At 69.3% G+C, this 12,367-nt stretch carries 12 protein-coding genes; 7 read left to right on the plus strand and 5 right to left on the minus strand.

Going from position 1 to position 12,367, the window contains the following annotated elements; translation table 11 throughout:
• Nucleotides 1-234 precede the first annotated feature (234 nt).
• Nucleotides 235-1,365, minus strand: a complete 1,131-nt coding sequence (locus ABD134_RS00270; protein WP_344225656.1) for a VIT1/CCC1 transporter family protein — start codon at nucleotides 1,363-1,365, stop codon at nucleotides 235-237.
• Nucleotides 1,366-1,712: 347 nt separating this feature from the next.
• Here ABD134_RS00270 and ABD134_RS00275 point away from each other — a divergent pair, with 347 nt between their 5' ends.
• A complete protein-coding gene (locus tag ABD134_RS00275) occupies nucleotides 1,713-2,111 on the plus strand; it encodes a YidH family protein (RefSeq protein ID WP_344225657.1) in 399 nt (132 codons plus the stop codon).
• Between the two features lie 3 nt (nucleotides 2,112-2,114).
• Entirely contained in the window at nucleotides 2,115-2,462 is a 348-nt protein-coding gene (locus ABD134_RS00280; RefSeq protein WP_344225658.1) for a DUF202 domain-containing protein, read from the plus strand.
• 4 nt (nucleotides 2,463-2,466) lie between these two features.
• Here the strand turns inward: ABD134_RS00280 and ABD134_RS00285 are convergent, their stop codons facing one another.
• Nucleotides 2,467-4,026 (minus strand): sodium:solute symporter family protein, encoded by a 1,560-nt coding sequence (locus tag ABD134_RS00285; RefSeq protein WP_344225659.1) that lies wholly within the window; start codon nucleotides 4,024-4,026, stop codon nucleotides 2,467-2,469.
• 202 nt (nucleotides 4,027-4,228) lie between these two features.
• Here ABD134_RS00285 and ABD134_RS00290 point away from each other — a divergent pair, with 202 nt between their 5' ends.
• Genes ABD134_RS00290 through ABD134_RS00300 form a run of 3 tightly spaced genes read left to right on the plus strand, consistent with a single transcriptional unit; the run spans nucleotide 4,229 to nucleotide 7,554 of the window.
• A complete protein-coding gene (locus ABD134_RS00290) occupies nucleotides 4,229-4,804 on the plus strand; it encodes a helix-turn-helix domain-containing protein (RefSeq protein ID WP_344225660.1) in 576 nt (191 codons plus the stop codon).
• Nucleotides 4,805-4,864: 60 nt separating this feature from the next.
• Nucleotides 4,865-5,845: an agmatinase gene (gene speB, locus ABD134_RS00295; protein ID WP_344225661.1), complete on the plus strand. Its 981-nt coding sequence runs from the start codon at nucleotides 4,865-4,867 to the stop codon at nucleotides 5,843-5,845.
• Entirely contained in the window at nucleotides 5,842-7,554 is a 1,713-nt protein-coding gene (locus tag ABD134_RS00300; RefSeq protein WP_344225662.1) for a thiamine pyrophosphate-binding protein, read from the plus strand. The genes speB and ABD134_RS00300 overlap by 4 nt, the downstream gene beginning before the upstream one ends.
• 75 nt (nucleotides 7,555-7,629) lie before the next feature.
• Here the strand turns inward: ABD134_RS00300 and ABD134_RS00305 are convergent, their stop codons facing one another.
• Both ABD134_RS00305 and ABD134_RS00310 read right to left on the minus strand, forming a co-directional pair.
• A complete protein-coding gene (locus tag ABD134_RS00305) occupies nucleotides 7,630-8,064 on the minus strand; it encodes a pyridoxamine 5'-phosphate oxidase family protein (RefSeq protein ID WP_344225663.1) in 435 nt (144 codons plus the stop codon).
• A 152-nt stretch (nucleotides 8,065-8,216) separates the two neighbouring features.
• On the minus strand, nucleotides 8,217-9,176 hold the full coding sequence (locus tag ABD134_RS00310) for an inositol monophosphatase family protein (protein WP_344225664.1): 960 nt from the start codon (nucleotides 9,174-9,176) through the stop codon (nucleotides 8,217-8,219).
• A 134-nt stretch (nucleotides 9,177-9,310) separates the two neighbouring features.
• Between ABD134_RS00310 and ABD134_RS00315 the strand changes: the two genes are divergently transcribed.
• On the plus strand, nucleotides 9,311-10,495 hold the full coding sequence (locus ABD134_RS00315) for an App1 family protein phosphatidate phosphatase (protein WP_378108428.1): 1,185 nt from the start codon (nucleotides 9,311-9,313) through the stop codon (nucleotides 10,493-10,495).
• Complete coding sequence (locus tag ABD134_RS00320; protein WP_344225665.1) at nucleotides 10,485-10,976, plus strand: acyl-CoA thioesterase; 492 nt, start codon at nucleotides 10,485-10,487, stop codon at nucleotides 10,974-10,976. Before ABD134_RS00315 ends, ABD134_RS00320 begins: the two co-directional genes overlap by 11 nt.
• Here ABD134_RS00320 and gdhA read toward each other — a convergent pair.
• Nucleotides 10,969-12,309, minus strand: coding sequence for an NADP-specific glutamate dehydrogenase (gene gdhA, locus ABD134_RS00325; RefSeq protein ID WP_344225666.1), 1,341 nt, complete (start codon nucleotides 12,307-12,309; stop codon nucleotides 10,969-10,971). The genes ABD134_RS00320 and gdhA overlap by 8 nt on opposite strands.
• Nucleotides 12,310-12,367: the final 58 nt, after the last annotated feature.

Here is a 12,367-nt window from a genome sequence, read left to right on the forward strand (position 1 = left end):
GAAGGAGGGGGCCGGCGCCGTTCTACTGAAACGGCCTGGCGCTCAGAGAGCCGAGACGATCCAGATGATCAGGGCGATCGCGACCAGGATGCCCACGATGGTCCAGACAAGGTTGCTTCCACGCATGTTGCTACCTCCATTTCTTGTAGATCCTTCTCGTTCATCCTTGCACGGGAAGCGCCCACGTCAAACATCGGAGCGCCAGTGCGGCGGCAGAAGACGTTGACCACGGGTCTACGCGAGGTTGGCACCGAACAGTAGGCCCAGCAGGTAGGTGACGGCGGCGGCGCCGAAGCCGATGAACAGCTGACGCAGGCCGCGCTTGAAGGGAGAGGCTCCGGAGAGCAGCCCCACCACGGCGCCGGTGCACAACAAGGCCAGGCCGACGAGAATCGCGGACAAGGCCACGGCGGGGAGCCCGCCCATCCCGAACAGGTACGGGATGACCGGGATGATGGCGCCGGAGGCGAAGAAGCAGAAGCTGGAGAAGGCGGCACTCCAGGGGCTGCCGATGGCCTCATGGTCGTCCGAGTAGTCCAGGGGGCCCTGGGAGCCGTCCGGGTGGGCGGAGAAGGACGGATTGCAGTCGCAGCTGATGTATCCGAGCCGTTCCTGGGCGCGGTGGACGGCTTCCTCCTCGTCCATGCCGCGGGCCCGGTAGACGAGGACCAGCTCGTTCTGGTCCAGGTCCAGGTGTTCGGCGGCCTCGAGTGTCACCTGGGTGGGGGAGGAGGCCTCGAGCAGTTCACGCTGGGACCGCACGGACACAAACTCGCCGGCGGCCATGGACAGGGCCCCGGCCAGGAGGCCCGCGATGCCGGTGAACAGCACCACCGAGTTCGCCACCCCGGTGGCCCCGATGCCCATCACCAGCGCGAGGTTGGACACCAGGCCGTCATTGGCGCCAAAGACGGCAGCCCGGAAGTTCCCCGCGAGCTGCTCCCGTCCGCGGGACGCCAGCCCGCGGACGACCTCCTCGTGGATCGCCTCGTCCGCGACCATGGCGGGGGTGGCGTGCTGGTCCTTGGCATAGGGCGAATCGGATTCGGCCCGCTGGGCCAGGGCGAGGATGAACACCGAGCCGAAGACCTTGGCCAGCCACCGCAGCAGGACCCTGTGGGGTGACGGGCGGGGCGGGTTCTGGGCGTGCTCGCCGAGCAGCAGCCGCCAGTGATCCTCATGGCGCTTCTCCGCCGTGGCCAACCCGAGGAGGATCTCCCGCTCCGGGCTCTCCTTGCGCTGGGCGATGACCCGGTAGATCTCCGCCTCGGCGATCTCATCCGCCAGATAGCGGCGCCAACGCCGGATCTGGTCCCGGCTGGGCTCGGCAATGACGGGTGTGTTGTGGTGTTGCGAGTCGTGCATCGAGTTCCTCGGAGCAAGGCACCAACCGGATTGACCCTGGTAGGGGTATTTCGGCCAGCGCGGAGTCTGGCCGAAGGTCTCGCTCGCCCGGACACCGTTCGCATCTGGGTGGGGCGCCGGGCCTCCCATAGGAGGAAGCCAGTATGTCGACGCACCGCTGCATTCGCCCTGAGGGCGGGTGGGAACTACTCCCCTTCGACGTGCCCAGTCTACTGGCTCGGCACGTCCGCGCCAAAGAGGAGAGCGGGAGGCCTAGCTCGGGAGACGGGGCGACTGACTGGGTTCGATGCGAGGCTCACGTGTTCCGATTCGGACCGGAAGCGTCGGGCACGATTACGCTGGGGGGCATGACGACACCAGATCCGGAGGGCCCGCCGGCCCGCAATCGGTTCGCCACCACCGTGCTCGACGGCGGCCGGGAACCCGACCCCCGGTTCACCCTCGCGAACGAGCGCACCTTCCTGGCGTGGATCCGCACCTCCCTGGCGCTACTGGCCGGCGGCATCGCGGTGGAGGCGTTCACCGGCTCCGTCTTCGATCCGCTGACGCGAACGGTGCTCGGTACGGTGTTGCTGGGGCTGGCCGCCCTCCTGGCTCTGACCGCCGGGTTCCGCTGGGTCCGTGTGGAGCGGGCCATGAGACACGGCCGGCCGCTGCCCCTGCCGGTCATCGTGCCGGTGTTGGCCACCGGGGGTGCGGCGGCCGCCGTCGTGCTGCTGGTGTTCCTGCTCATCCGGCCGGTCTGAGCCGTGCGCCGGCCTCCCGCCCGGCCGTCTGCTGCGGCCCTGCACCAGGATCCCGGGCTGCAGCCCGAACGGACCGTGATGAGCTGGGACCGCACCCTGCTCGCCCTGTTCGTGGCGGCGGCGATGTTCCTGCGCTGGTACGCAACGGTCGGGCTCGCAGCGCTGGCGCCCGCCGGGCTGTGCGGGCTGGCGGCGATGGCCATCCATCTCACCCAGCGTCGGCGGTACGGGCACCAGTCCCTCGGCGTCGCCCGGGAGCGGGTTGAGGCGGATGTCTTCTCCATCCTGTGGATGGTGGGGCTGGTGGTGACCCTCGCCGTGCTCGGTGCCCTGGCGATCTGGGTGATCTGATCGCTCAGCGGTGGTCTGCCACGCGGTGGCCGGGCACGAACTCGTCCGAGGCTCCTTCCGCGGTGCGATGGCGCCAGGCCTCCAGCACGGAGGGGTGCGTGGGCTTGGTCAGCAGGCTGACCATGGCGTACACCAGGACCGAGGCGGTCAGGCCCACATAGATCGGTTCATTGGCGTAGACACCCGCGAACCGCTCATCCGCCTGGACCTCCAAGGTGATCATCGTGGCGAGTGTGCCCACGGTGCCGGCAGCCATGGACCACGCCGCCCCCGCCCCCGTGCCGCGTGACCACAGCAGCCCTCCGAGGATGGCCACCAGTAGGCCGCCGACGAGGATGTCGTAGGCGATGGTCAGCGCGGCCACCACATCCGGGACCGCGATGGCCAGGGCAATCACGAACAGGCCGAGCCCCAGCACCCACCAACGGTTGGAGTCCACGTCCTCCTCGAAGCTCCTCGCCTTGGCGGCATCGGACTCGGCCTGGGACTGCGCCGCGGCGGCGTCCAGGCGACCGGTCCGCCGGCCGGCGAGCAGTCCACGGACCAGGGGCACGACGTCGGCCCGGGCCACCGTGGCGGCGGCGATGAGTGCGCCGGATGCGGTGGACATCATCGCTGCCACGGCTGCGGCCAGGGCCAGGCCACCCAGGCCGATGGGCAGCAGTTGTGAGGCCACCGTGGCGAAGACGTCGTCACGGACCTCGATCTGGGGGAGCGTGACCGCGGCGGCCATGCCGACGACAGCACCGGCCACGCCGTAGAGGATGCAGTAGACGCCGGCCGTGCTTCCGCCCCACCGGGCGACCTGCGGAGAGCGGGCGGTGAACACCCGCTGCCAGATGTCCTGGCCGATCAGCAGCCCCAGGGTGTAGACGACGAAGTAGGTGAGGATCGACTGCAGGCCCATGCCGCCGAGGTTGAAGAACTCGGCATCAAGTCGCTGCCCGAGTCCACTCCAGCCGCCCACCTGCGCCAAGGACAGGGGAAGCATCAGAGCGAACAGGCCCACCGTCATGATGATGAACTGGGCCATGTCTGCCAGCGTGATGGACCACATGCCCCCGACCGCGGCGTAGACGAGGACGATGCCGCCACCCACCACGATGGACAGCCAGCGGTCCCATCCGAAGAGCACCACGAAGATGGAGGCGTAGGCACCGGTGGAGGTGGCCGCCAGCATGAGGGTGTAGGCCAACATGACGATCGAGGACGCCTGCGTGGCCTCAGACCCATACCGCAGGGTGAGCATCTGCGAGACCGTGAAGATCTTCAGGCGCTGCAGGGTCGGGGCGAACAGGAGGCTCAGCAGCAGTACTCCGACGCCGATGGCTGTCACCAGCCACAGCCCGGAGATCCCGTACTCGTAGCCGAGGCCGACACCGCCGACCGTGGAGGCTCCCCCGAGGACGAGCGCGCTCATGGTCCCCGTGTACAGAAAGGGGCCCAGGCGCCGCCCGGCCACCAGGTAATCGGACGTGCCGCTGGTCCGGCTCCGTCCCCACCAGCCGAACAGGAGCATGCTGGCGAGGTAGAGGGCGATGATCACGATGTTCAACGTCTGCATGACGGGAGTCCTCTGTAGCGACGCCGGGTCCGGCAGGGCCACGGGCGCCGGGGGAAGGGGGAGGCGGGGATCGGGGTCCCGGACTCGCGGCGGGACCGTTGCCGAGGAGGTGTTGTTGGTCACATTCGATGCGGTATACGGTAAACCCATGTTTACCGACAGACAACCTTGGCGTCCCTGACCGGCATCAGGAGACCGAAGCGTGAAATCTCTGCCCATCCGCCCCGCCACCGCTGATCCGGCGATCGGCCGGCGCCTGCGGGCCCTGCGCCAGCAGCGACGGCTGACCATGGACCAGGTGGCCGGGTTCGCCGGCCTCACCAAGGGATTCCTGTCCCGGGTGGAACGGGATCTGACCAGTCCGTCCGTCTCGAGCCTGGTGGACATCTGCCAGGTGCTGGGGGTGGCGCCCGGGGACGTCCTCGATGCCCCCCAGACGGGGGTCGTCCGCCTGGCCGCGGCGCCGCACGTGAACCTTGGCGGTGACGGAATCACCGAACAACTGCTCACCCCGCCCGGACGGCGCTCGCTGCAGATCATCCGTGCCGTGATCGCACCCGGCGGACGCGGCGAGGCGGAGTTGTACACCATGGACTGCGCCGTGGAGGCGCTGCACGTGGTCACAGGATCCTTTGTGCTGGTCACCTCGGACGGTGAGCTGCCGCTGGAGGCCGGAGACACCGTCACGTTCCCGGGCGCAGAGCCGCACAGCTGGATCAATCCGGGCCACCAGGAGGCCGTGGTCCTCTGGACGCTGGTCGGGAGGGAAGCGCGCTGACCCCTCCCTCACCCGTACACCGTGCCATGGTGCACAGCCATCGATACGAAAGGACCTGACATGCTCCACATTCCCCGCGTGACGGAGAACGGCCGTCTCGGACCGGTGAACTCGGCCGTGGTGCCCCGCTACAGTGGCGCCCCGACCTTCGCCCTGCTGCCGCGACTCGACGAGGTCGAAGGGGCAGGCCAGCGGGCCGGTATCAAAGTCGTCGGGGTGCCTTTCGACTCCGGCGTCTCCTACCGGCCCGGCGCCCGGTTCGGACCGGGGCACGTTCGGCAGTCCTCCCGTCTGCTCCGCCCCTACAACCCCGCCACCGACACCTCGCCCTTCGCGCAGGTGCAAGTGGCTGACACGGGGGACCTGGCGGTCAACCCCTTCAATATCCATGAGGCGATCGAGGCCATCCAGGCCGACGCGCTGGAACTGACCGAGGATGGGGCCTCGTTGATGACGATCGGCGGGGACCACACGATCGCCCTGCCGTTGCTGCGCGCCGCATCGCAGCGGGCGGGGGTGCCGTTGGCCCTGCTGCACTTCGACGCGCACCTGGATACCTGGGACACGTACTTCGGGGCCGCGTACACCCACGGAACGCCCTTCCGGCGTGCTGTGGAGGAGGGGATCCTCGACACCGATGCCATCAGCCACGTGGGCACCCGCGGCCCCCTGTACGGGAGGAAGGACCTGGAAGACGATCGGCGCTTCGGCTTCGGCGTCATGACCAGTTCGGACGTGTACCGCCTCGGCGTGGACGAGATCGTCGCGCGGCTGCGAGACCGCGTGGAGGGCCGGCCCCTGTACATCTCCGTGGACATCGACGTCCTGGACCCGGCCCACGCGCCGGGCACCGGCACCCCGGAGGCCGGGGGCATGGCCAGCCGGGAGCTGCTGGAGATCCTGCGCGGCCTGCGTGGCCTCGACCTGGTGGGCGCCGACGTCGTGGAGGTGTCTCCGGCCTACGACCACGCCGAGTTGACCGGGATCGCCGCCGCCCACGTGGCCTATGACCTGATCGGCCTGCTCGGAGAGCGCTCATGACGCCTGCCGAACAACCCCGCCGCAACGGTGGCGACCTCGTGATCGAGACCCTGCAGGCGCTCGGCGCACGCACTGTCTTCGGGATCCCCGGCCAGCACGCGCTCGGACTCTTCGACGCGCTCTCCCGCTCGGAGTTGCGCTACATCTCCTCCCGGGTGGAGAACAACGCCGCCTTCGCCGCGGACGGGTATGCCCGGGCCACCGGCGAGGTCGGGGTGTTGTTCCTCTCGACGGGACCCGGAGCCCTCACCTCCCTGTCTGGACTGCAGGAGGCGTACGCGACCGCGGTGCCGATGGTCGTCGTCGCCTCCCAGATCCCGCTCTCCGGGCTGGGCGCCCGCCGCAAGGGCATGCTGCACCAGCTCGATGACCAGAAGGCCTCGGCGCAGAACGTGACCAAGACGCAGTCCAGCGTGCACCACGCCTCCGGGATCCCGTCGGCCATCCAGGATGCCTGGGCCGCCGCCATCACGGTGCCGCAGGGGCCCGTGTGGGTGGAGATCCCGCAGGACGTGCTGCTCGGCGAGGTCATGGTCCCGCCCGTGGAGGACGCCCTGGCCGTGCCCTACGACCATCCGCCCCGGCAGGAGCTGATCGAGGAGTCCGTGCGATGGCTGGCCACCTCCCGACGGACCGCGATCGTCGCCGGGGGAGGCGTGCGCCGCTCCACCGGAGACGCCCGACACCACCTGCTGACCGTGGCCGAGCTGCTGGACGCCCCTGTGGTCTGCACCCCCGGTGGCAATTCAGCCTTTCCCCATGACCACCGGCTGTCACTCGGCTCCTGGGTGGAGGACCGCCACGTCACCGACCTGCTCGAGGACGCCGAGGTGCTGCTCGTGGTCGGCTCCTCGCTGGGGGAAGTCACGTCCAACTACTTCACCCTCGAACCTCGTGGCCGTCTCATCCAGATCGACGCCGAACCCCGGGTGCTCGAATCCAACTTCCCCACGCTCGGCGTGAGGGCCGACGCCGGTCAGGCTTTGGCCAGCATCGGTGCCGCCCTCTCAGTCCCGCGCGCCGGGGTGGAGGGCTCGGTGTGCGCCGACTGGCACGGCCGCAGTGCCGCCGAGGTGGTGGTCGAGACCAACCGCAGGGTCGCGGTGCGGCTGGAGGCGCAGGAGCTGTCCCGCGAGCGGAGGTTCCTGGCGGACATCAGAGCCGCCGTCCCCGCGGAGATGCAGACGTACTGGGACATGACCATCGCCGCGTACTGGGGATGGAATTGCTGGGACGCGCAGTCGGGCGAATTCCACTCCGCCCAGGGGGCCGGCGGGCTGGGCTACGCCTTCCCGGCCGCGATCGGCGGTGCGGTGGGGCTGGCCGACCTGGTCGACTCCCCGGAGATCGGGTCCGAGGACGTGGTGCCCCGGGTGCTGGCCGTCGCCGGGGACGGCTCAGCCATGTACTCCATCGCCGAGCTGGCCTCGGCGCAACAGCACGGGGCGAACGTGACCTGGCTGATCGTGGACGATGGCGGCTACGGGATCCTGCGCGACTATATGGAGGGAGCCTTCGGCCAGGCCACGGCCACGGAACTGTACCGGCCGGACTTCGTGGCACTGGCCCGGTCCTTCGGGGTCCCGGCCGAAGAAGTGCCCGTGGAGGAGGTCGGCCCGGCACTCACCCGGGCATTCGAGCGGACCGGGCCGGCCGTCGTCGTGGTCAAGACACTGCTGAAGATGTGGGCTCCGAGTCACCTGGAATAGCCCGCCGCGGACGCAACTGATCCCCGGCGATGCGTCAGCTGCCGGGGATCAGTTGATGCGGTGCGCATCCTGCTGCTAGTCGAAGCGCTCGGGATGCTCACCGAAGATGAAGTGCCGACCGGTGACCCGGTTGACCGTGACCTCTACGAAGAAATCCTTATACGTGGGAACCCAGGGGTCAATAGCCAGTGACTCGGCAAACTCGATCTCTTCCTCCAGTTCCAGCACGCGGGCGGTGCCGCGGGCCAGGACGGACCACGCCTGGTCCGAGAGGATGCCGTCCGCCTCGAAGATGACCTTGGGGTTGATGGTCAACTCGGCCAGTTTGTTGCCCGGCGCCGTGCGGAAGTAGATCTTGCGGTCCGCGGCCATGAAGTTCACCGGCACCAGGTCCAGCTCGTCGTTCACCCGCAAGCCCAACCGACCGTGGCGGGTGTTCTCCAGCAACTGCCAGCACTGGTCCTCGTCCAGGACGAGGATCGCCTCGTCATCCGGGTGTTCGAACATCATGGCCCGTCCTCCTTCATCCCCTGCGGGGTGCCGTGCCCGAACCGGGACCGTGGGGCGGAACGTGGAGATCCCGGTCAGCGGGCACTTTCATTGTCCCGTGCCGAGAGGGTTCCTGCTAGGGGCGGCACCGCGCCGCACGGGCAGGAAGGGCATTATCGCCGGTAGCCGGCGGATCGCCGCGCGGCCACCGTCTCCTCCAGCATGCGGACCGCCGTCGGCGCCACCCGGCCCGGGGCCACGGCCACGTAACAGGGTGCCAGGTGGGCAGGGCGGCGCTCAGGGCCGTCCGTGTCATAGAAGAGGGCCAGGTAGTGGCCGCCGGCCCGGCGCACCAGCAACTGCCCGACGCCCACGTCCCACGGGTTGGTGTCCACCCCGAGGGTCACGTCCGCCCACCCGATCGCCGTGAAGGCCAGCTCCAACGCACCGGAAACGGTCCGGCGGACGGTGGCATAGGAGTCGACCAGGCGGCCGAAGCGTTCCAGCGCCACGGGGCCGTCCAGCTCCAAAGCCTCCGCGGAGGGATAGGAGGTCACGAGGTTCAGGGCGGCTTCAGCGGGTGCCTCGGCGGCGTGCACGGCCACGGAACCGAAGCGCACGCCGTTGAGGTACGCACCGGCCTCATCGGCGGAGAACTCGAGCCCGTTCACCGGGTCCAGCACCACGCCGGCCACCACCTCGCCGTCCACCGCCGCGGCAATGGAGATGGAGAACATGGCGAAGCCCTGGGCGAAGTTGGCGGTGCCGTCGATCGGGTCCACGATCCACTCGAGACGGTGCGCACCGGCAGGGGCGCAGGAGGCGTGGCCTGAGCCAGCCGGCCCGGCAGAGCTGGCAGCCGGGCCGGCGTCGGGCCCGGTCTCGGAGCCCCGGGCGCCCCCCTCCTCGCCGATGAAGCGGCTACCCGGCACGGCATCGCCGAGCAGCCGGACCAGTTCGTCCTCGGTGGCGCGGTCGTGCACCGTGACCAGATCATGCGTGGAGCGCTTGGTGGTCAGGTAGAGGTCCCCGGGGGAGGAACGAAAGGCGCGGATCAGGCGGGGGGCGCAGGCGGCCGCCGCGGTGACGGCGATGCGGCGCAGATCACTGGGTGCTGGAAGGGCGCTCGACATGAGGCCAGCCTATCCGCCGGGTCTGGCCACCAGGGCCTTCCACTGAGTCTCTCCGCTGGCCAAGCCCTGCGCCGGGAGCGGACACTGCGGGACCCGGTGTGAACTCCGCCCGTGACGTGGTGAATACTGGGAGTATGGCCGACCGGATTCCCGCACCGCACGCTGCTGCCGTGGACGCATCGCCGTCCCCCCTGGTGGAAGAACGGGAACCCCTCATCACCGAGCATGTGGCCACCATGCTTCAGGACCGGTGGCACGCCTTCCGCCGCAAGTCCGCCGTCCGGCGGGGCCTGACGCCCACCGTCATGTCCTTCACCGGCTACGGCACCACCGGTTGGATCCGGGTCCTCTCCCGCGTGGTGATGGCCCCGGACGAGGCGTTCGAGAACGGGCGCCGCCTGGCCAAGATGGTCGAGGACGGCATGCGGGGCTGGCACAACTTCACCTCACCTCCCGTGCCCTATGCCCTCGTGCAGATCACCGCCGGCGGCCAGAGCTTCACTGTCCGCGCGGACCGCGGCGGCCTGGTGGACGCCGTCGTCGAGGCTGAGCTGGAGCCCGGCTGGCAGACCGTCACGCTGCAGTCCAACGGCAGTGAACCAGCCACCAGCGACGTGTACATCGTGGACGACCACGTGGTCACCGGTGTGGTCTCGGACGTGGATGACACCGTGGTGGTCACCTACCTGCCGCGGCCCTTCCTGGCCGCCTGGAACTCCTTCGTCCTGGACGAGCACGCCCGCACGCCCACCCCCGGGATGGCCGTGATGCTGCACCGACTGCTGGACCAGCAGCCCGCGTCCCCGGTGATCTATCTGTCCACCGGCGCGTGGAACGTGGCCCAGACCCTGTCCCGGTTCCTCTCCCGCAACCTCTACCCCTTCGGGCCGCTGTTGCTGACCAGCTGGGGGCCCACGGAGGACCGCTGGTTCCGATCCGGGTTGGAGCACAAGGTCTCCCAGCTGGACCGCTTGGCGCGGGACTACCCCGGCGTGCGGTGGCTGCTCATCGGCGACGACGGCCAGCATGACCCGGAGATCTATGCCGACTTCGCCCGCCGGCACCCGGACAAGGTGCGGGCCATCGTGATCCGGCAGCTCACGCCCTCGCAGGCGGTCCTGGCCGGTGGCCGGGCCAACGATCCCCGTGACACCACCCCGGGCGTGCCGTGGTGCTACGGGCCGGACGGCGCCACGCTGTCCCGCCAGCTCGAGGCCCTCGGCATCCTGGACGCCGGCCGGACCGAGGCCCAGCCGCAGACCTGGCCGATGACCGCCCAGCTGTCCGTGGTGGCACCGGAAGCCCGTCATGGACGCTGAGCCCCTGACCGGCACTGTCGAACCACGGCCCGACGGCGGCGGCCCCGGCATCCGGGTGGACATCGCCCTGCGCTGGGGAGACATGGACGCCTACGGCCACGTGAACAATGTGCGGATCGCCTCCCTCCTCGAGGAGGCCCGCATCCACGCCTTCGGCGTGCCGGCGGGCACGGGCGCTGCCGGGCTCGGAGCGCCGGTATCCCTGCTGGACGGGATGCCGGACACCGTGCAGGCACTGATCTCCGAGCACCGGATCCGCTACCGGCGGCCCCTGGAGTACCGCACCGTCCCGGCCCGCGTGTGGGTGTGGGTGGCGGCCGCGAAGGGTGCCTCGATCGAGGTGGCCTACTCCATCCATGACGGCGTGGACGGCACCGAGTGTGTCACCGCCGGGACGACCATGGTGTTCGTGGACTCCGCCACGGGCCACCCCGTGCGGCTGAGCCAGGAGCAACGGGAGGCGTTGACCGGCCTCAGATGACGCCCTGGGCCAGCATGGCGTCGGCGACCTTGACGAAGCCGGCGATGTTGGCGCCCACCACATAGTTGCCGGGGGAGCCGTACTGCTCGGCGGTCTCGAGGCAGCGGTCATGCAAGTCGAACATGATCTTCTCGAGCTTGTCGTGCGTGTCCTCGAAGCTCCAGGTGTCCCGGCTGGCGTTCTGCTGCATCTCCAAGGCGGAGGTGGCCACGCCGCCGGCGTTGGCGGCCTTGCCCGGTCCGAACAGCACGCCGGCCTCGATGAACAGCTCGGTGGCCTTCTGGGTGGAGGGCATGTTGGCGCCCTCCGCCACGGCGGCCAGGCCGTTCTTGATGAGGGTCTTCGCGGCCTTGTCATCCAGCTCGTTCTGGGTGGCCGAGGGCAGGGCAACAGTGCCGGGGACGTCCCACACGCTGCCGCTGGCGACGAATCGGGTGTTGCCGCCGCGCTGCTCGACGTACTCGGAGATCCGGCCGCGCTGGACCTCTTTGATCTCGCGGAGCAGCTCCAGGTCGATGCCGTCCTCATCCACCACGTAGCCGGATGAGTCCGAGGCGGTGATGGCCGTGGCCCCGAGCTGCTGGGACTTGGCGATGGCGTTGAGGGCCACGTTGCCGGAGCCGGAAACCAGGACAGTCTGGCCGTCCATGGACTGGCCCTGGGTGCGCAGCATCTGGTCCGCGAACATCACGGCACCGTAGCCGGTGGCCTCCGGACGGACGAGCGAACCGCCCCAGGACATGCCCTTGCCGGTGAGTACACCGGACTCGAAGCGATTGGTGATGCGCTTGTACTGGCCGAAAAGGTAGCCGATCTCCCGGGATCCCACGCCGATGTCACCGGCGGGCACATCCGTGTACTCGCCGATGTGGCGGTAGAGCTCGGTCATGAAGGACTGGCAGAAGCGCATGACCTCGGCATCGGAGCGGCCGGCCGGGTTGAAGTCCGAGCCGCCCTTGCCGCCGCCGATCGGCATGCCGGTCAGGGCGTTCTTGAAGATCTGCTCGAAGCCCAGGAACTTGATGATGCCCAGGTACACGGAGGGGTGGAACCGCAGTCCGCCCTTGAACGGGCCGAGGGCGGAGTTGAATTCCACGCGGAAACCCCGGTTGATCTGCACGGAGCCGTTGTCGTCCACCCAGGGGACACGGAAGATGATCTGGCGCTCGGGCTCGCACATGCGGCGCAGGATGCCCGATTCGACGTACTCGGGATGGCGGTTGACCACGGGACCGAGGGCTTCGAACACCTCGGTCACAGCTTGGTGGAACTCACTTTCGCCGGGGTTGCGGCGGAACACTTCGTTCCGCAGGTTTTCCAGACCCTGTTCCATGTCCGTCCTCGCTTTCCTCGGTGGCGTCCCTGTGATGGGAAGGCATCCCTTGGCAGGG

Source organism: Citricoccus alkalitolerans (genome assembly GCF_039528175.1).
Lineage (GTDB): Bacteria > Actinomycetota > Actinomycetes > Actinomycetales > Micrococcaceae > Citricoccus > Citricoccus alkalitolerans.